The 20381-nt window shown below is 44.2% G+C and carries 22 protein-coding genes and 1 other annotated feature; all 22 genes read right to left on the reverse strand.

Annotated features, from left to right (window positions below):
- Positions 1-22 precede the first annotated feature (22 nt).
- Positions 23-1156, reverse strand: coding sequence for a bifunctional cystathionine gamma-lyase/homocysteine desulfhydrase (locus tag BLT53_RS10405; protein WP_090234624.1), 1134 nt, complete (start codon positions 1154-1156; stop codon positions 23-25).
- Entirely contained in the window at positions 1157-2080 is a 924-nt protein-coding gene (locus tag BLT53_RS10410; protein ID WP_090234625.1) for a PLP-dependent cysteine synthase family protein, read from the reverse strand.
- Between the two features lie 12 nt (positions 2081-2092).
- Positions 2093-2560 carry an S-ribosylhomocysteine lyase gene (locus tag BLT53_RS10415; protein ID WP_090234627.1) on the reverse strand — a complete coding sequence of 156 codons (468 nt, stop codon included), beginning with the start codon at positions 2558-2560 and terminating at the stop codon, positions 2093-2095.
- Complete coding sequence (mtnN, locus tag BLT53_RS10420) at positions 2553-3257, reverse strand: 5'-methylthioadenosine/S-adenosylhomocysteine nucleosidase (RefSeq protein ID WP_090234629.1); 705 nt, start codon at positions 3255-3257, stop codon at positions 2553-2555. The genes BLT53_RS10415 and mtnN overlap by 8 nt, the downstream gene beginning before the upstream one ends.
- A gap of 24 nt (positions 3258-3281) precedes the next feature.
- A complete protein-coding gene (locus BLT53_RS10425) occupies positions 3282-3929 on the reverse strand; it encodes a class I SAM-dependent DNA methyltransferase (protein ID WP_090234631.1) in 648 nt (215 codons plus the stop codon).
- Between the two features lie 196 nt (positions 3930-4125).
- A complete protein-coding gene (locus tag BLT53_RS10430) occupies positions 4126-4755 on the reverse strand; it encodes a YrrS family protein (RefSeq protein ID WP_090234633.1) in 630 nt (209 codons plus the stop codon).
- A gap of 86 nt (positions 4756-4841) precedes the next feature.
- The gene (locus BLT53_RS10435; protein ID WP_090234635.1) at positions 4842-6578 is read right to left on the reverse strand and encodes a peptidoglycan D,D-transpeptidase FtsI family protein; all 1737 of its coding nucleotides are present in this window, start codon (positions 6576-6578) and stop codon (positions 4842-4844) included.
- Positions 6579-6676: 98 nt separating this feature from the next.
- Entirely contained in the window at positions 6677-7153 is a 477-nt protein-coding gene (gene greA / locus BLT53_RS10440; protein WP_090234636.1) for a transcription elongation factor GreA, read from the reverse strand.
- Between the two features lie 164 nt (positions 7154-7317).
- Complete coding sequence (gene udk / locus BLT53_RS10445) at positions 7318-7959, reverse strand: uridine kinase (RefSeq protein ID WP_090234637.1); 642 nt, start codon at positions 7957-7959, stop codon at positions 7318-7320.
- A 22-nt stretch (positions 7960-7981) separates the two neighbouring features.
- On the reverse strand, positions 7982-8638 hold the full coding sequence (locus tag BLT53_RS10450; RefSeq protein ID WP_090234638.1) for an O-methyltransferase: 657 nt from the start codon (positions 8636-8638) through the stop codon (positions 7982-7984).
- 62 nt (positions 8639-8700) lie between these two features.
- Positions 8701-9828, reverse strand: a complete 1128-nt coding sequence (gene mltG / locus BLT53_RS10455; RefSeq protein WP_170834305.1) for an endolytic transglycosylase MltG — start codon at positions 9826-9828, stop codon at positions 8701-8703.
- 181 nt (positions 9829-10009) lie between these two features.
- Positions 10010-10306, reverse strand: a complete 297-nt coding sequence (locus tag BLT53_RS10460; protein ID WP_090234641.1) for a DUF1292 domain-containing protein — start codon at positions 10304-10306, stop codon at positions 10010-10012.
- 9 nt (positions 10307-10315) lie between these two features.
- On the reverse strand, positions 10316-10744 hold the full coding sequence (gene ruvX, locus BLT53_RS10465) for a Holliday junction resolvase RuvX (protein ID WP_090234643.1): 429 nt from the start codon (positions 10742-10744) through the stop codon (positions 10316-10318).
- Complete coding sequence (locus BLT53_RS10470; protein WP_061972686.1) at positions 10744-11016, reverse strand: IreB family regulatory phosphoprotein; 273 nt, start codon at positions 11014-11016, stop codon at positions 10744-10746. Before BLT53_RS10470 ends, ruvX begins: the two co-directional genes overlap by 1 nt.
- Positions 11017-11077: 61 nt before the next feature.
- Positions 11078-13714 carry an alanine--tRNA ligase gene (alaS, locus tag BLT53_RS10475; RefSeq protein ID WP_090234644.1) on the reverse strand — a complete coding sequence of 879 codons (2637 nt, stop codon included), beginning with the start codon at positions 13712-13714 and terminating at the stop codon, positions 11078-11080.
- A gap of 81 nt (positions 13715-13795) precedes the next feature.
- Positions 13796-14013: a binding site (T-box leader), on the reverse strand.
- A gap of 25 nt (positions 14014-14038) precedes the next feature.
- Positions 14039-15121: an AI-2E family transporter gene (locus BLT53_RS10480; protein WP_090234646.1), complete on the reverse strand. Its 1083-nt coding sequence runs from the start codon at positions 15119-15121 to the stop codon at positions 14039-14041.
- 109 nt (positions 15122-15230) lie between these two features.
- Entirely contained in the window at positions 15231-15392 is a 162-nt protein-coding gene (locus BLT53_RS25030; RefSeq protein ID WP_170834306.1) for a hypothetical protein, read from the reverse strand.
- A gap of 33 nt (positions 15393-15425) precedes the next feature.
- Positions 15426-15623 (reverse strand): hypothetical protein, encoded by a 198-nt coding sequence (locus BLT53_RS10485; protein ID WP_170834307.1) that lies wholly within the window; start codon positions 15621-15623, stop codon positions 15426-15428.
- A gap of 24 nt (positions 15624-15647) precedes the next feature.
- Positions 15648-16118 (reverse strand): PRC-barrel domain-containing protein, encoded by a 471-nt coding sequence (locus BLT53_RS10490; protein ID WP_139168390.1) that lies wholly within the window; start codon positions 16116-16118, stop codon positions 15648-15650.
- Between the two features lie 43 nt (positions 16119-16161).
- Entirely contained in the window at positions 16162-18462 is a 2301-nt protein-coding gene (recD2, locus tag BLT53_RS10495) for an SF1B family DNA helicase RecD2 (protein ID WP_090234653.1), read from the reverse strand.
- A gap of 45 nt (positions 18463-18507) precedes the next feature.
- Entirely contained in the window at positions 18508-19149 is a 642-nt protein-coding gene (locus tag BLT53_RS10500) for a tetratricopeptide repeat protein (RefSeq protein WP_090234655.1), read from the reverse strand.
- A 102-nt stretch (positions 19150-19251) separates the two neighbouring features.
- Entirely contained in the window at positions 19252-20376 is a 1125-nt protein-coding gene (gene mnmA / locus BLT53_RS10505) for a tRNA 2-thiouridine(34) synthase MnmA (RefSeq protein ID WP_090234657.1), read from the reverse strand.
- Positions 20377-20381 lie beyond the last annotated feature (5 nt).

Below are 20381 nucleotides of genomic sequence, written 5' to 3' on the forward strand. Positions count from 1 at the left end.
TTTAAACCAGCCAAATAGTGCTTTATGCCAGTGCTTCTTTTAAGTCTTCGATCAAATCTTCAGCATCTTCAATACCAACAGAGATTCTAATCAGTCCATCGGTAATACCGAGCTCAGCACGCCGCTCAGCTGGTATGGAAGCATGAGTCATTTTTGCAGGAACAGAAATCAGACTTTCCACTGCCCCAAGGCTTTCAGCCAGCGTAAAGTATCGAACCTTTCTTAGCACCTCTGTTGCTTTTTCTTCGCTTCCTACATCGAAGGAGATCATTCCTCCAAAACCGCCGGATTGCGCTTTGGCAATCTCGTGCTGCGGATGGCTTTCTAGGCCCGGATAGTAGATTTTTTTAACGGTTGGATGGCCGGAAAGAAAATCCACAATTTTTTTCGTATTGGCTTCCGTAGCTTCCATACGCAAACCAAGTGTTTTAATCCCCCTGATAAGAAGCCATGAATCTTGAGGTCCCAAAATACCCCCTGTGGAGTTTTGAACAAAGTGCAGGTCCTCACCAAGCTTTTCATCATTCACTACAACGACTCCGGCTACCACATCACTGTGTCCGCCAAGGTATTTCGTTGCTGAATGCAGGACGATATCGGCACCGAATTTGATCGGAGTTTGCCAATAAGGTGTGCTGAACGTATTGTCCACAATCAGCAAAAGGTTGTTTTCTTTTGCCAGCTGGGATGCCGCCTTTAAATCGGTTACTTTTAACAACGGATTTGTCGGTGTTTCCACATAAAGCGCTTTTGTATTGGGCTGAATTGCTTCTTTAATCGCATCCAGATTGGTGGTATCAACAAGAGTGGATTCAATTCCGATGCGGTTCAGCACCTTTGAAACAACGCGGTACGTACCTCCATACACATCATCCGTTAAGATAACATGGTCTCCCGAACTGAAAAGCATCATGACTGCTGTGATGGCAGCCATTCCGGAGCCAAAAGCAAATCCTCGTTTTCCTTCTTCAAGGTCTTTTACAAGCTCCTCGAGTGCAAAACGAGTAGGATTTCCTGTTCTGGAATACTCATACCCTTTATGGACTCCGATTTCTTCCTGTTTATACGTACTTACTTGATAAATGGGAACAGAAACAGCTCCTGTTGCTGCATCGCTTGGAATCCCGCCGTGAATTAATTTTGTTTTACGTTTCATTTAAATTCCCCCTTCATAAATCTTCTTGCTTAAATATCGGTCACTTCCGTCCGGGAAGATCGTCACAATCGTTGAGCCTTCAGGTGCAGTTTCTGCTTCCAGCAAGGCTGCGTGAAGCGCAGCACCCGATGAACTGCCCGCCAAAACACCTTCTTTTTGCGCCAGTTCCTTTACCCTGGAAAAAGCGTCTTTATCCTGTACCGTATGAATCGCGTGGAAATAAGAAGGATCCATATAGCCTGGCAAAAACTCCATGCCTATTCCTTCCGTTTTATGTGGACCCGATTGGCCGCCGTTAAGGATGGAACCCTCCGGTTCAACGATCACCGTTTTTAGTGAGGGTTTCTTTTCTTTTAAAAATTGAGCAGTACCCATAAAGGTGCCTCCCGTTCCTGCTCCTGCAACAAAGATGTCCACCTCACCGTTCAAATCGTTCCATATCTCAGGGCCCAGTGTTTTATAGTACGTTGCGGGATTGGAAGGATTAGAAAATTGGGCAGGCGTAAACGAACCTGGGATTTCATTAAGGAGCTGCTCCGTTTTTTTGATAGCCCCCTTAATTCCATCATTGGTTGGGGTGTGAATGATGGTTGCACCCAGTGCCTTCATAATTTCCTGTTTCTCTATACTGAATTTCTCAGGGATCACAAAAATGACACGCACTCCCCGATTGAGCGCAGCAAGAGCCAGCCCGATACCGGTATTCCCGGCTGTTGGCTCAATGATAGTTCCTCCTTCAGCCAGATTCCCCATACGAAAGGCTTCATCCAGCAATTCTCTTCCCAACCGGTCCTTCACACTTCCCCCCGGATTAAGGTATTCCAGCTTCGCAAAGAGTTTCACCTTGTTGGGCAGCGAAAAATGGGTCAGCTGAAGTAGAGGTGTATTTCCTACCAATTCATGTATGTTTTTGTAAACCGTCATTGCTCAGGCTCCTTAGTCGGCAAATACCTTATTCCATTCGTCTTTTTTCGCAAGCATCTTCTCTGCAATTTCCTTTGCGCCTGCAAGGCTGTGGTTGGCAGCCCAGCCGCATTGGACTTCATTGCAGGCCGGCACTTCTTCGGCTTTTAAAACATCTTGCAGAGTTTTTTCCAAAACATCGAGAATCTCTTCATAGTTATCGTGATTGATCACAGAAAGATAGAAACCGGTCTGGCAGCCCATCGGACTGATGTCAACTACAGAATCATGATGATTTCTGATGTTTTCTGCCATCAGATGCTCGATGGAGTGAAGTCCGGCCATATCCATATGATCCTTGTTCGGCTGGCAGAAACGGATATCGTATTTATGAATCACATCTCCGCTTTTACCTTGTGTTGTTCCAGCAAGGCGCACATAAGGCGCTGCTACTTTAGTATGATCCAGATTAAAACTTTCTACATTCATTTTTTTAACCATTCTGATTCAACTCCTCTATCATTAATAAAATTAATTCAGCAGAATGCTTCGATGCGGTGTCCAAAAACTGGTCATAGGATACACGGGCATCCTTGCCAGCAATATCCGACAGTGACCGAATAATAACAAACGGGACATTAAATTGGTAAGCCACTTGCGCGATGGCGGCTGCTTCCATTTCAGCGGCATAAAGTCCTGCTAGTTTAGTCCGGATAAATTCTACACGGTCATGATCGCTCATAAAAGAGTCGCCGGAAGCGATCAGTCCTTTAGCGACTTGAATTCCACTGACTTTTTCCGCGCTTTTTACAGCAACAGACACTAATTTTGTGTCTGGTACATAATAGGCGGGCATTTGAGGCACCTGTCCGTATTCATAACCAAAAATGGTGGCATCCACATCATGATGCCGGACCTCAGTCGAGATCACAACATCCCCCACGTTTAAATCCTGATGGAATCCACCTGCCGATCCTGTGTTGATAATGCAATCCGGTTTAAACATCTCAATCATTAGCGTTGTTCCAATGGCTGCATTTACTTTACCGATACCCGATTTTAAAAGAACGATATCAAGTCCATCGATCCGGCCGGTATAGAATTCGCATCCGGCCAGCTTTGTATCCTTTCTCCCGGCAAGTTTGCTGCGGAGAATAATCACTTCTTCTTCCATAGCCCCAATAATTCCAATTTTCATAGCGACAACTCCAGTATCTTCTGTTCAGTTTTTTTTGATCTTAACAGCTTCCATCAGCCAAACGTAGGTGTTCAATTTTTCAAAGGAAACGTCAAATCCGTGCTTACGGAAAAGATGATCCAGCACGTCAATCGTCGTGTAATATTCAGTCTGCAAGTCCTGAAGAAGGTTCAGGTATCCCTTTTCCTTTACAAGGCGGTGTCTTTCCTCCCGGTCGGCTTCATTAGTGAATGCTGTATCCGCAAAAACAATTTTACCATTTTCTTTTAAAATCTGGCTATATAATTGAATGGCTGAGTCCTTTTCCTCATCTGTGAGATGGTGGAAAGCGTAAGTGCTTACGATTGCGTCCACTTCATCCGGAAGCTGTGGAAACGTTAAAAAGTCACCGTCTAACAATTCTAGGTCGATAAACCGGGCTTTTGTCTTTTCTCGCATTCCTAAAGAAGGCTCTATACCGTATACGGTTCTTTCTGCTTTCAACAGCTTTTCTGTGAGATTTCCGGTCCCTACTCCAAATTCCACAACTGTTCCTGTCGTCTTGGATGCGACAGTTTCGAGAATGTGTTCATACTGCTCGAACACTTCCCTATACTCTTCGTCTTTTCCTGAAACCGATTGATCATAGGATTCTGCCCACTCATCAAACAGTGAAATAAACTCTCTGCCCATTAGATTTTCACTCCGTTTATCATAAAATATATAATTCCTATCACTATACTATGAATTAAATCGTTACAAGTTACAATTTATCACAGAAATCCGTAATAATCAATGAAACGGCGCTTCCTTTCTTACCCTTTAAAAAACACATAAGAAAAGCCAGAGGGAGACATTGCGTCTCCACACCGGCTAAATCGGGCTACTGTTATTGTTTATTTACGCTTGTTGGTTTCCAGCCTTTTCCGTCCTCCCATTGAAGCTGAATCTCGTACCGTGAGCCATCCGCCTTGGAAAGGACCCGTCCGACCGATTTATCCGGTCCTCCACCGTTACCCAGCCAAAGGATGGTCATTTGATCTTCAGGAATACCTGAAGCATAGGAAAGAGCTTTTGTCTGTTCGCTCCAGTCCGCTGATCCTTTGTCATACGACTTTGTATGCTCACCGGTTTGAGACGTGCCGACCGCATCCCAAGGACCTTCAGGACCGCCTTTTGCCTTATCTTCCGATTTTTCTTTGTCAGCGGCTTCCTTATCCTTGTCTTCGCTATCTTCCTTTTTGGAAGCATCCTGATTCTCATCAGCAGCCTCACTGTCTTTCTTATCTTCAACAGCGATGGACGAATCATCTTTCTTATTTGAATCTTTATTTACAGAAGAAGACTGATCTTTCTTGTCGGCTGAATGATTAGATGATGATGTCTGGCTGCTGCCTCCGTTTATAAAAATGCTTGCTCCCACTACCACGATTAATAATAGCACAACCCCAATTGCTATATTCAACATTCGATTTTGTTTTCGTTTCTCAAAACGAGAACGGTACTCTTTTCTTCCCATACTTACCTCCTCAAAACTATGCCTAAATCAATTTTACCACGATAAACGAATTCGACAAGTTTGAGATTTTGCGTATGTCGAGTGCCTTATTTATTTTTTTTATCATTTTCGTAAATTTGTTTTACGATATCTGAATAAGCGGAAAGGACGGGATTGGCTCCTCCTTTATAGTCCAGATCAACAACGACCATTGCGTATTTCGGCTGGTCAGCGGGAAAGTAGCCGGCAAACCATTTATTGGATGTTTTGGAGTCACCCTTCTCAGCTGTACCCGATTTTCCTGCAATCTTATACGGCAGCCCATTTAAAGCACGTCCCGTTCCTTTTGGATTGGTGACCACATCGCGCATGAGCATTTGAAGCTTCTTTGCGGTATAGGGTTCAATCTTGTTTTCCTTTTTGTGATCAGAAAAAGAAAGAAACGTTGTTCCGTTTTTATACTCAATTTCTGTTGCCGCTTTAACTTCCCTCACTGCGCCCCCCCGTGCAATGGCCGCAACCATGTTGGCAACCGCCAGCGGTGTTACCTGAACATTTTTTTGTCCGATCGCCGTTTGCGAAACCGCCAACGGAACTTTCTTGTCAGAAGAAGCACCCCATATGTTCCCTGTTTCTTCTTCTGGAAACTGTGCAAAATCCGGATAATGGTATACTTGTCCTCTCCATCCGGTTGTTCCGGCCAAGCCAAGCTTGGCAGCATATTCATCAATCATGTTTGGATCTTCTTTCATCATTTCATTGGCCAGCAATCCAAACGTCCGATTGCAGCTTTGAGCAAAGCTCTCTGAAAAATTCAGCGTGCCAAGTGCATGTTTTGCCTCTTTTCCGTCAATGCCTAGGTTACAGTCAAATGTTCCCCTATTTGCAAGATCCTGATGTTCGATGGCAGAAGCTGCAGTTACGATTTTAAATACAGAGCCTGGTGCATGCTGGCTCAGCATTTGGTTTTTCATTAAACCGGACGTATACGGTACACTTACCATTCCGAGCAATTCATTCTTCTCAATATCGATCAGCACAGCCCCGCCCTTTTTAATATGGCTGACTTTTATCGCCTTTTCCATTATGCCCTGAAGGGTGCTGTCCATTGTCGTTTTGACACTCACCGGGTAAAAAGGATTCGATGGAGACAAATACTTGACGTCCAGCCCGAATAACGGAGAACCTGAACGGTCCACATGGTAGATTAGTTTCGTCTCCCCCTCAGAAATCAAAAAAGGGTCAAACGCCTGCTGCAATCCTGTTTTCCCAATTTTTGTATTGATGGTAATTGTCCCTTTTTCCAGCTTGTCGGGGTATTTTTTCTTGATGATTTCGGGCGCTTGTCCGGTGACCCCTAACAACGCACCGGCAAACGGAGAATGCTTTGTTCGGGAGATGTATTGAGCATAAACACCGGGCCGCTGCAACCCATTAATTTCTTCCATAGCCTCCTGGGTGATCTGATCTTCATCATCGGCGATGACAAAGGGCTCCTCATGGTCTTTCAGGGCGTTTTTAATTTCTTCGGTTGACTTTCCCAGTATGTTTGCCACCTCGTCAATGGTGCCTTTTTGATCCTGGATAAATGGAAATAAGATGATGGCCGGCTTCAATTCGGCTGAAATCATTTCGCCTTTGCGGTCTAGCAGCAAGCCTCTTCCTTCATTGATCATAAAAGAGTGGGTTCGCTGCCTGACACTCTCATCGATTAAATTGATGTTATGCTTTGAAAAAGATTCTGTGGAAATGAGCTGGATTTGAACCAGCCGCCCCACCAGCAAAAACAATGCGGCAAGAAATAAAGCGCCTGCAGTGACTATTCGTTTACGGATCCTTTTCATGGAGACCACCTCACTCCCCAGTGTGGTCGCATGAAGGAATTATTAAACGGATCATCATAAAAAGACGCCAAAGCCTAAGCTTTGACGTCTTGAATGATCTATTTTACTTCTACAATTCTAACACTAATTTCTCCGCCAGGAGTCTGAACAGAGACCTGTTCCCCTACTTTTTTGCCGAGCAAGCTTTTGGCCATTGGAGAATCATTGGAGATTTTGCCTTCAAATGGATCCGCTTCAGCACTCCCGACAATCATGTACGTTTCTTCATCGCCATCAGGCAGCTCAAGGAACTTAACTGATTTCCCGATAGAAACTACGTCTCCTGCAGCTTTGTTTTCTTCGATGATTACAGCATCACGAATCATTTTTTCCAACTGAACAATCCGCGCTTCAACAAAAGCCTGTTCATCTTTGGCTGCATCGTATTCCGAGTTCTCTGAAAGGTCGCCGAAACTGCGGGCAATCTTGATACGCTCTACAACTTCTTTTCTTTTTTCAGTTTTTAATTGCTCTAGTTCGTTTTCAAGCTTTTGCTTACCCTCAAGTGTCATATAATGCTTTTTCTCTTCTGACATACTGTATTCACTCCTTCAATTAATCAGTACCCTGATAACTATATATGTTGTCTAATAGATCCGATATGTATAATGGATGCTTACACCTTACTAAAAAATAAAGCGCTTGCCAAACTTTTTACTTCGTAACATCCAGTATACGAGCAAAAAATGAGGGCTTGGCCTCATTTTTTTAATATTGCTTTTTCTTCAAGGATCGTTTGGATTTTGGTTACCATCAAATCAATGGCTACCCGGTTTTGTCCACCTTCAGGTATGATGATATCCGCATATCGTTTGGTTGGCTCAATGAATTGATTATGCATCGGGCGAACAACCGATGTATATTGGTCGATCACTGATTCAAGTGTTCGTCCCCTGTCCCGTGTATCTCTTACCATTCGCCGGATGATGCGTACATCGGCATCTGTATCGACAAAGAGCTTGATATCCATCAGATCTCTGAGACGCTCATCTTCCAATATTAAAATCCCTTCAAGAATAATAACATCTTTCGGTTCAACTGGGATAATTTTATCACTTCTTGTATGCGCTGTATAGTCATAAACGGGCTTTTCGATGGATTTAAATTCCAAAAGAGCATTTAATTGTGTAATTAATAATTCATTATCAAATGCCAAAGGATGGTCATAATTTGTTTTCAAGCGCTCATCCATTGTTTTATCGGATTGGTCTCTGTAATAGGAGTCCTGTTCAATGATGAGAATCGACTGATCGGCAAACTGGCGGTAAATTTCCTTCGCTACAGTTGTTTTTCCGGAGCCCGACCCTCCGGCTACCCCAATGACAATCGGTTTTTGTACCATGTTCTTTCTCCTTCCGAAATCTCTAACGCTGCTCGTTATCTTTTTTAATGCTGATGCCCAGGCCATCTCCTACTGGTAAAATGGCCGTTGTATATCCATTGTGATTCATAAGAAATTCATTGTAGGAACATATTTTCCGGACGAGGGAAGCCAGCCTCCTGGTCCCTGGATGAACATCGCCGGTGACATATCCCTTAAACAGAATATTGTCTGAAAAAATGACCCCTTCTGGCCGGAGAAACTCTCCATAACTTTCAAAAAAGCGCTGATACTGTCCTTTAGCTGCATCAATAAAAATCACATCATAAGGTGCCTTTTTTCCGGCTTCGGCGACTAATTCGTTTGCATCGCCAAACAATACTTCAATTCGTTCAGTAAGGCCAAATTCTTTTATATTTTGAAGTGCCAGCTCATAGCGTTCCGCGTCTCTTTCTATCGTAACGATAGTCACATTCGGCAAGGCTTCAGCCATTCTTATCGCTGAATAGCCAATAGCCGTTCCCACTTCCAGGATTTTTTGGGGTTTTATCATTCGAAGCTGCTGCAGCAAAACTTCGATTCCCACGAGCTCCATAATGGGAACACCATGTTCTTTGGCGTACTCCTCTAGCTTTTGAATACGAAAATCCCGACCGGGTATTAATTGTTCAATATAATTCTGGACTTCCTGTGAAATCAAGGCTATGCCTCCTTACTTAACCGAAACATTATATCATAAAAACAACCTGCTATGTTTGCTTTTTAGCTTTTCCCTGCACGTTCCTGCCATTCATGACGGTATTTCTGAACGATTCTTTTATGCTCGTCATATGTTTTTGTATAGATGACTTGTCCGTTTGGACGTGCATAAAAAAAGTAATACGTTGTTGGTTCCGGATTCAATGCCGCTTTGATCGCTTCTTCGCCCGGGGAAGCTACCGGACCGATAGGCAGCCCCTTGTACTTGTAAGTATTGTAAGGAGAATCCACTTTCAGCTCTTTGTAAAGAACCTGAACTTTAAAGCTCTTGCGGGCATATTTAACCGTGGGATCGGAATCCAGCTTCATCCCTTTTTTAAGCCTGTTATAAAATACCCCTGATATTTTGGGACGGTCTTCCGGCCGCTGGGCTTCTTCCTCAATCATGGACGCCAACGTGAGAATTTCGTATGGTTTTTTTCCGCTCTTTTTGACTTCCTCCTGATGGCCATCCATTATTCTTTGCGTTTTCTGCACCATTTTTGTAAGGACAGCTTTAACCTCCGGTTGCTTTTCATCAAATTCGTACTTTGCAGGGAACAAGTAGCCCTCGAGCGGATAGTATATTTTTTTGTTGTATACTTTATTATCGATCACAGGAAACTGCTTTTGAAGCCCTTTGACAAATGCCGGATCATTCATCGTCTTCATAACATCCCCTTTGCTTTTGCCGGTGTTTTTCGCAATCACTTCTGCTATCTGCGGGACAATAAAACCTTCCGGTATAGTAAATGATGTTTCAGGATGGCGATATACCTTTCCATTTTTAAGAGCAGCGATCAGCTGATCCATGTTCATGGAAGGATTAAGGTCATAGACTCCGGCTTGCAAGTTTCCATTTTCTTTCGTTTTGGCATAGACCTGAAAGACCAGGCTGCTTTTGATCAGGTTGTTTTTTTCCAAAATCTTCCCGATTGTTGAGACAGATGAACCGATGGGTATATCAACGGTTATATCCTTATTATTTCCTGCATCAGCAGGGCCAAGCGCATCCTTAATATATGTATAGCCAAAAATAGCAGCCGCTACTAGAAGCACTATAATGACGGCCAGGACTGTAAGTACTTTTTTCTTTCTCTTTTTCTTACCGAAACCTGTTGGACCGCCGGGAACATCATTATATTGTGACACCTTTTTCTCCCCTTTCATCTGCTTCATTATACTGATAAGTAAATTTCATGTCTAGTTTCCATAATAAAGAAATAGAAAATTGGATGAATCCCCAGATCTTTGTTGCACTGTTATAGTCATTTAGTATGTTCAATTTGCATAAAAAAAGCAGCTAAAGTTTACCTTTAGCTGCGAAGTCGTTTTATTCTTCTTCATCCTGAAATGCGTTTAAGGTTTCTTCAATCATCTGCCACTCTTCATCTGTTTCCAGAGGAAAGAGCTCGATATCGTCTTCACCTTCACCATTGTCCACAAAGCGGAAAGGGAAAACTTCCTGCTCATCACTATCATCTTCTTGATCTTCTCCTGCCGGTACAAGAAGAATGTAAGAATGGCCGGTCGGCGTTGTGCTGCCATCAATCGTCATCAGCACTTCAAATAGATTCTCTTCTCCGTTTTCACCTGGGATAATAATGTGTTCTTTTTCTTCATTTGCCATTTGATCACCTCATTTTTTTAATTGACGGCTGTCCAAATATCCTTGAAGGATTAAAACTGCGGCCATTTTGTCGATGACCTGCTTTCTTTTCTTCCGGCTGACATCTGCAGAGATCAGCATTTTTTCAGCAGCCATCGTAGTCAGACGCTCGTCCCATAATACAACAGGTAACCCGTATCTCGCTTCTGCCTTACTGGCAAATTCCTGACACGCCTCCCCGCTCGGACCAATGGAACCGTTCATATTTTTGGGCAAGCCGACCACAATTTCTTTCACATCATACTGTTTAATCCAATCGCCAATACGTTCAAAAACTTCATCGGGCTGATGCGGTTTCCTTCTGACCGTTTCGATTCCCTGAGCTGTCCAGCCCATCTCATCGCTCACAGCCACTCCTACCGTATGGGATCCTACATCCAGTCCCAGAATCCGGGTCATCAGAGAGAATCCTCTTTCTTTGTGTCAAGATAGGATTTAACCAGTTCCTCAATCAGTTCATCCCGCTCGATCTTTCGAATCATGGTTCTTGCATCCTTGTGGCGGGGAATATAAGCTGGATCTCCTGATAACAGGTAGCCTACAATCTGATTGATCGGATTGTATCCTTTTTCCTGAAGAGCTTCATACACTGAAAACAGCACTTTTTGGACATTGGGATCCATTGAATCGTCATGAAAGTTAAACTTCATTGTTTTATCCATAGAACTCACGGCCAACACCTCTTTCTCTAGCTTCTCCCTTTATATCCTCATTGTACCCTTAATAAGGGGATTAGGAAACAGATTTCACTGCTTCTGATACGTATTCCAGGGCAGCGTCAAGTTTTTCAGGGTCTTTTCCTCCTGCCTGCGCCATATCCGGACGGCCTCCGCCGCCTCCGCCGCAGCGTGAAGCTACCTCTTTTACAAGTTTTCCTGCGTGATAGCCTTTTGGAATCAAGTCCTTGGTTACTCCCGCGACAATATTCACTTTATCATGATTGACGGCACCAAGTACGACAATTCCACTTGAAAGTTTATTTTTTAAATCGTCAACAATGGACCTGAGACCATTCATGTCTGCAGCATTTACTTTTTTCACGATCACAGAAACACCATTGATTTCCACTTTCTCGTTGATCAGGCTTCCTGCTTCGAGATTGCCGAGCTTTGCGGATAATGCCTCTTTTTCGCGTTGGAGCTCCCGCACTTGGTGCTGCAGCGCTTCTATACGACTCGGAACTTCTTTTGCATTGGTCTTCAACAAAGCTGCAGACTCACGCAGTGTTTGTACTTGTCCCTTCATGACCTGATAAGCTTCCTGTCCGGTTACAGCCTCAATCCTTCTTGTACCGGCACCAATGCCAGTCTCTGAAAGAATTTTAAATAGGCCGATCTCCGAGGTGTTCTGCACATGGCAGCCGCCGCATAATTCCAGGCTGTAATCACCGATTTGAACCACTCGCACCACTTTTCCGTATTTCTCACCGAATAAGGCCATCGCTCCCATGGCTTTTGCCTCCTCAATCGGCTTTTGCATTTTATCGACAGAAATGGTCTTCCAGATCTTCTGGTTGACGATGTCTTCTATGCGTTCGATTTCTTCCTGTGAAATACTGCCGAAATGAGAAAAGTCGAATCGAAGCCTTCCAGGTGCCACAAGGGAACCTGCCTGGTTTACGTGAGTACCAAGAACATCCTTCAGCGCTTGATGCAGCAGATGAGTTGCCGTATGGTTTTTCACAATAGCCGCACGTTTTTCAGTATCAACCTGAGCGACAACTTCTATTCCCTTTCGAAGGTTTCCTTGTTTTACAACAACGGTATGGAGATTTTGTCCATTTGGTGCTTTTTGTACATCCTTAACAAACAACTCCAGTCCTTCACCTGTAATTGTGCCCTGGTCAGCAACCTGACCTCCGCTTTCCGCATAAAACGGGGTAATGTCAAGAATGATCTGGCCTTCTTCTCCCTCGGCAAGGATATCAATTCGCTCCCCGTTTTGCAGAGTTTCCAATACTTTTGATGTGCTTCGCTCTTCGTCATAACCCACAAAATCGCTGTGTGTTTTAATGTCGCTTAATACACCGGACTGCACCTGCATGGAATCTACATCCTGACGTGCAGTACGGGCTCTCTCACGCTGGCCTTCCATTTCTTTTTCAAACCCTGTACGGTCGACTTCCATGTTTTGTTCTGCAGCGTATTCTTCAGTCAGTTCAAACGGGAAGCCAAACGTATCGTAAAGCTTGAAGGCATCTTTCCCTGAAACTGTGCTGCTGCCGGCTGCTTTTTCCTTTTTGATGACATCCTCGAGGATTGCTAGCCCTTCATTAATTGTTTCATGGAATCGCTCTTCTTCGTTTTTAATAACGCGCTGGATAAACGGCACTTTTTCTTTTACTTCCGGATAATAGTCCACCATGATATCTGCTACGGTAGGAACAAGTTCAAACATGAACGGTCGGTCAAGTCCAATCTGCTTAGCAAAGCGAATGGCTCTTCTGATCAGTCGGCGAAGAATATACCCTCTGCCTTCATTTGACGGAAGTGCATTGTCAGATACGGCAAAGGCAACGGTACGGATATGATCAGCAATGACTTTAAAAGCGGTATCCGCTTCCTTTGCTTCGCCATACTTGCTGCCAGAAAGCTTTTCCGTTTGCTGAATGATTGGAATAAACAAGTCCGTGTCATAGTTCGTTGGAACGTCCTGTATAACGGAAACCATCCGTTCGAGTCCCATTCCGGTATCAATGTTTTTCTTTGGAAGGGGTGTGTACGTTCCGTCCGGATTATGGTTAAACTCGGAAAAAACCAGATTCCATACTTCAAGGTAACGGTCATTTTCCCCACCCGGGTACAACTCAGGATCATTGGCATCACTGCCGTATTTTTCTCCTCTGTCGTAGAAAATTTCTGTATTCGGTCCGCTTGGCCCTTCTCCTATATCCCAGAAGTTCCCTTCCAAACGAATGATTCGTTCTGGCGGCACCCCTACGGTTTTGTTCCAAAGCTCATAGGCTTCATCATCTTCCGGATGGATGGTGACTGATAGTTTCTCGGGATCAAAACCGATCCATTTTTCACTGGTCAAAAATTCCCATGCCCAGATAATTGCTTCTTTTTTGAAATAATCACCGATGGAGAAATTTCCGAGCATTTCAAAGAACGTATGGTGACGTGCGGTAACCCCCACATTTTCAATGTCATTGGTACGGATTGATTTCTGAGCGTTAACGATTCTCGGGTTTTCCGGAATCACGCGGCCGTCAAAATACTTTTTAAGGGTAGCAACCCCACTGTTGATCCACAAAAGTGACGGATCTTCATAAGGAACAAGGGAAGCGCTCGGTTCGACACTGTGGCCCTTCTCCTGGAAAAAATCAAGAAACATTTGTCTTACTTGAGCAGACGTTAAAGTTTTCATCTTTCCATTCTCCTTTCATTGTTAGAAAAAGCGGTAGCGCCCTGTTCTGCTAAAATAAAAAACTCCCGTTCCTGATTGTGCATCAGGGACGAGAGTTTTATCACGCGGTACCACCCTGGTTATGATTTCAGCTGAACACAGAAATCATCACCTTATGTAAACCGTAACGGGGTTTAACCGGCAGGGATTAACTGCACTCGGGAGTAGCTTTCTGTTCTTTCCTTTTAGAAACCTTACAGCCCGGGGTTTCCTCTCTTGGAAAAGGATCAAAACATACTTATCTCCATCATCGTTTTGCTTTATCTAGCAGTAGTATAATTCCTTCTAGGGCATCTTGTCAATCTTGGCTTGCAGCCGATGATTTCGTATATGCACAATAATAACCTTCATGATTGAAAACACAGGCACAGCCAGGATCAGCCCGGCCACTCCTCCGATTTCACCGCCGGCCAGCAGCGCCAAAATGATCAATGCGGGATGGATATGAAGGCTTTTTCCCACGATCAGCGGACCCAAAATGTTTCCTTCGATGAACTGCAAAACCAGCATGATGCCGGCCACAACGAAAACCATTTTAACAGAGATGGTAAACGCGATGAAGATGACCGGTACAGCGCCAAGAATGGGCCCAAAATATGGAATGATATCCGTGATGGCAATAATAATACCCAATATAATGGGATACGGCATCCCGGCGAGCCACAGCGCAAGCATAGCGGCAGCACCAAGAAGCGTTCCCACAAATAATTGCCCCCTGATGTAACCACCCAGCGAACAATCAATTTCTTTGAGAACCTGTCTTCCTTCTCTTCTCCACTTCTGCGGCGTCAAATACCAGCATACCCGTTTAATACCCTCAATATCCTTTAAAAAGTAAAAAACAAGGAACGGTATTATAATAAGTACAAAAAAATAATCCACAAGTTTTTTTATAGAACCAATGACATTGGCTGCGCTTTTCTGTAAATATCGTTCACCTGAATGAATATATTCCTCAATCCTGAGGTGAAGGGACTTCGGTAGACTTGCCGTATGATGATCTACTTCAAGCAGCCAGCTTTGATATGTTTTTGAAATGGTGGGAAGATTGGACGCCAATTCCCTGATTTGAAGGATCATGTAGGGTATTCCTTTGTATAGGGCATAGCCTGTTCCACCGAAAAAAAGCAGATAAATGCACAAAATGGACAAGGTGCGCGGCATGCCTTTCCGATGAAGTATTTCCACCAGAGGATGAAGTAAATATGTGATGAAAACGGCAATAAAAAAAGGAAACAGCACGGCTTTTAGAATCGTAAGAACAGGGGCCCAAAAAGGGGCCAGTTTCAACAGGAGCCAGGCGCAAAGAAACAGCAAAACGAGAAGAGATAAACGGATGATCCACTTTATGTAATTCTCCCGTTGCATGGTATCACCTCCTCCCTTATTGTTGCCACCTGCCCATTTTTCATGTAAGAAAAGGAAAAGCTCCACCGAACGAAAAAAGTCCATGCTGCTAAGCATGGACTTTTTTTCATTAATATATGGCTTTTGCCAGTCTTTTACGCAGTCGTCTTACGCGCTTTGAGGACAGCATATCATCCATCCCCATAAAGCTCATCCCATTTTTCCGGGATTTCATTCCGTAGATAGCTGCCCAAAGACCGAGGGCAAGTACGGGTTTTAAATAACTGTTCATGAAGTCACCAACCCTTTTATCAAGTTTGCCTGCTTATTGCGCATCCGCCTTGTAGGACAAATCATGATCCTCAAACAGATCATCCAGCGAGGTTAAGCTGCCATCCTCTTCCACCTGGTGAAGGGACAGTGTGCCATTTACAATGGATAATTCAATAAAGCAGTTCCAGCAATAATACTGATTGACGCCGATCTTGCCGATATCCTTACGGCTGCAGTTGGGGCATTTCAAAATGTGGGGCCCTCCTTTATAGCACTATCGTACAAAAAGTGACTGCTTTCCGATGATCAACGGCTCATGCGAATAAATCAGCGATCGTCCATCCGTCCAGTCCGAAAACAATCCTTTTGATACCTCAATGGCTACAATCCTGCCCCAATTTTTTGAAAAATATACATCCTCAACCACCGCTTCTGTCTCTCCATCTTTGGATAAGAGAGCCTGCTTCAGCAGGCAGCAAGGATGTTTCTCCATCATGAATGTTCCTTCCGAATAAGAAGGCACCCTGGATGGCCTGCAGCTGCAAAGCAGAACGGAGTCCTCCTCCTGGATCCTGGCTGACGCATACGGCAGATACGCTTTCCGGAAGAAAAGGCTGTTTCCGCATAAAATGAACCCCAGCACATTTCCTCTTGAGTCTGTCAATATATCCTCGACTTTACCGATGGTTTTTCGGTTCGCTGATAGAACAGCTTTTTTCCCTTTTAAAAAAGAAAATGTTCGCAAAGTTACCCCCACCCTTCCGAACATCTTTATCATCCCACTTCTGTCAGGGATTCATGCTTGAAAGGTTTTCCATCTGATAGTGGGTTAATCTGTTCTTCAGACGTGAAAATCTGGACGCTTCATCATTTCTTTGTACTGCCAGTTCAAAAGCGGATTCTTCCCCGCACAAGATTAAAAACTCCCGGCTCCTTGTAATGCCTGTATAAATTAAATTCCTCCTCAGCATACGGAAATAACTTTTTACAACAGGCATGATGACAATGGGAAATTCGCTTCCCTGGGATTTATGGATCGAACAGCAGTAGGCATGAGTAATGTGATGAAAATCAGAGCGTGTATAGACTACTTCCACTTCATCAAACGCCACGACGAGCTGGTCTTCTTTGTCCGTTGTTTCTTTGGCATAAATGATCGATACTATTTCACCCATATCCCCGTTGTACACAAGGTCTTCCGGCTGGTTAACGAGCTGAAGCACTTTATCACCCACCCGATAAACCACCTGCTGGATGTTCAGTTCGCGTCTCTGTGGTGAAGGCGGATTAAATAATTCCTGCAGTTTTTGATTCAGGATATCGATACCCGCGTTCCCGCGATACATGGGAGCGAGTACTTGAATATCCCGGGCCGTATATCCCTTTTGTCGCGCGTTTTGACACACCTGCTTAACGACTTCTAACACTTGATGGGTCTGGCAGGAAAAGAAGCTTCTGTCCGACTTTCTCTTTGCAAGATCGTTTGGAAGCACTCCGTTTTTCATGTGATGAGCCAGTTCAATGATGGATGACCCTTCGGCCTGCCTGTAAATATCCTTTAATTCAACAGTCGGAATGACTTTCGAAGAAATGAAATCGCGTAATACCTGGCCGGGACCAACAGAAGGCAGCTGATCCTCATCTCCCACAATCACCACCTGAATATTTCCAGGAACTGCTTTAAAAAGGGCATGCGCAAGCCAAATATCCACCATGGACATTTCATCCACAATCAGGAGTTTGCCTTCAAGCGGATTTTCATCGGTATGTTCAAAGCCCGCTCCGCCTTTCCAACCGAGAAGCCTGTGGATGGTGAATGCGGGAATACCTGTTGATTCCGACATACGTTTGGCGGCACGCCCGGTCGGGGCCACAAGAAGCACCGGAAACGGCTCATCTTTTTTATATGAGGCCGGATCTAGTGAAACGCCATGAAGTTCCGCATAGACTTCGACGATTCCTTTAATGACCGTTGTTTTCCCGGTTCCCGGTCCTCCTGTAAGAACCATGAGCGGGGAAAAAATAGCGGTTTCGATCGCCAGTTTTTGCGAAGGGGCATATTGAATGCCGAGCCGCTCTTCAAGCTCACCTAACGCCTTTAAAAATTCCGACTGCGGAAACGCTTCTTTATATTCTTCCTGTCCGGCAATTCCTGTTACCGATTCAGCCAATCCTTTTTCGGAAAAGTAAAGAGATGGCAAATACAGCCGGTCGTCTTCCATCATCAGTTTTTTGTCTTCCCGAAGGGCTTCGATTTCACGAAAAATATCGCTGTCATTAATGGGTGCTTCCCCATTTGTCAGCAGTTTTTTCACTTCATCCAGCACAAAGTCTGCAGGCAGATAAACATGTCCTGCATCGGTTCCCCTTTCCTGCAGAACAAAAAGACAGCCCGCCCTGATCCGTTCAGGGTGGTTATATGACAGTCCGATCCCTCTTCCGAGTTCGTCTGCCCGCTGAAAACCGATGCCTTCAATATCGTAGATGAGCTGATATGGATTGTTTTGGATAATATGAAGGGCTTCTTCCTGATAGGTTTGGTAAATTTTCATGGACAGCTGAGGTCCTATACCAAAGGGATTCAGGGTGATCATCACTTGTTCGAGACCCTGATGTTCAACGAGAGCATCATACAGGTTCTTCGCCTTTTCCTCATTCAGTTGCGGAATTCCATTGAGGACATCGGGATTTTCCAGTATGGAAGATAGCGCCTTATCTCCCAGATGGTCCACAATGGCCTGTGCGGTCTTTTTGCCGATGCCATGAAACAAATCACCCGATAAATATTGAACCATGCCTTCCTTCGTCTGTGGCATGTCTTTTCGAAATTGGGTTACATGGTATTGCTTTCCGTACTTTGGATGTTCTTTAAAGTGCCCAAAGAAAATATACCGGTCATCCTGGTAAAGCGGCGGGAGGATCCCGGTAATGACGGCTTCTTTTTCGTCATACGCCTCATTCGTCTCATGAACACGTATGCGGGCTACGGTGTACAAGTTTTCCTTATTAAAAAAAATGGTTGTAATCAACGTGCCCTTTACATATTTTGCTTGTTCATCGAATAAATCGAAAGAAGACTGTTTATCCATCATTTGTCTCCTGACTTCATAATAATTCTGGCATTAAACCAGCTCTTAGTTCAGCATGTTTTCCACATTTTTTTTACCATTCGCTGCAAGATAGTGATCAGGCTGGATAGAGAGCGCCTGATTAAAGGCCTCGAGTGCTTTCTGCGGTTTGTCGAAATAGACGTAGCCTACCCCAAGGTTATAAAACGCATCCGCATGCTTAGGATTTTTTGCGGTTACCCTTTGAAACACGTCTAAAGCTTCCTTGACCTGTTCCATCTGGGCGAGACATAGTCCATACTGAAAGAGCGATTCCATATCATTGCTGTCGAGTTCTGTGGCACGCAAAAAGTGCGGAAGTGCACGGATTTGTTCATTTTTCTGGAGGTAGCACATGCCGATCATAAAATGGACATCGCCCTCCTGGATTCCTTTTTGCAGTGCCTGTTGAAAACAGTGTGCAGCCTCCGGATACCGTTCAAGCTGATAAAGTGCAATCCCCATGCTGTACCATGCTGTACCTGCCTCTGGGTCAAGATGAAGCGCCTTTTCAAAAAAAGCAATGGCTTTTTCATACTCATGAACAGCGGAAATCAGGTTTCCGTAATTGATGTAAAGGACCGGATTATCCGGCTCATGTTCAATCTGCTGTTCCAGTTTTCTTGCGGTTTCTTCCAGTTTGCCTTTTTTTAAATAATCCTGTTCCACTTGTTTCCTCCTGAATCCTTATTCTTTTTAAAGTATAACAAAAATTTAGGTTCTTGAAGAAAAAACCAGTCCACGGTCATTCATGGACTGGTTTTTATCTTCTTACAGATAGGAAATAGGTTCACCGTTTTTGATCACGTCATCAATGGTGGCGCCGCCAAGGCAGATGTCTCCATCATAAAATACAACCGCCTGTCCGGGAGTGATCGCACGCTGTGGTTCATCAAAGACCACATGAAGCTTGCCGTCATCAAGAAGGTTAACGGTTACCCCTTTATCCGGCTGCCTGTATCTGAATTTCGCTGTGCAATGGAATGTTTTTTCCATTGGCTTATTGCTCATCCAGCTTGGCTGAACAGCGGTCAAGCTCTCGCTGTAGAGGGATTCATGATCAAAACCCTGTTCCACAAACAAAACATTTTCGTCCAAATCCTTGCCGACAACAAACCAAGGTTCACCGCTTCCGCCGATCCCGAGGCCATGCCGCTGGCCAATGGTATAGTACATCAAGCCATCATGCTTTCCTTTAACTTCACCATCGAGTGTTCGCATCTCACCGGGTTTTGCGGGAAGATAATTGCTTAAAAACTCTTTGAAATCGCGTTCGCCAATAAAGCAAATTCCTGTGGAATCCTTTTTCTTGGCTGTTGCCAATCCTGCTTCTGCAGCCATTTGACGGATTTGAGGCTTGTTCAATTCTCCGATTGGAAACATTACTTTTTCAATCTGTTCCTGAGAGAGCTGATTCAAAAAATAGGTTTGGTCTTTGTTTTCGTCCACACCGCGCAGCATCTTTACTTCGCCGTCTTGTTCGGCTACACGCGCATAATGTCCGGTTGCCACAAAGTCAGCGCCCAGACTCATCGCATGATCCAGAAATGCTTTAAATTTGATCTCCTTGTTGCAGATCACGTCAGGATTTGGTGTTCTTCCTGCTTTATATTCTTCAAGGAAATAGGTAAATACCTTGTCCCAATATTCTTTTTCAAAATTGACCGCATAATAAGGTATGCCGATCTGGTTGGCTACAGCAATAACATCATTGTAATCTTCAGTGGCCGTACAGACCCCGAACTCATCAGTATCATCCCAGTTTTTCATAAAGATGCCAATAACATCATAGCCCTGCTGTTTAAGCATCAATGCCGCAACAGAGGAGTCGACCCCACCGGACATCCCGATGACGACTCTTGTTTCTTCAGGTGATTTTTGGTGTCTTGTTGACATTTCAT

This window comes from Fictibacillus solisalsi (assembly GCF_900103485.1).
Classification (GTDB): Bacteria; Bacillota; Bacilli; order Bacillales; family Fictibacillaceae; genus Fictibacillus_C; species Fictibacillus_C solisalsi.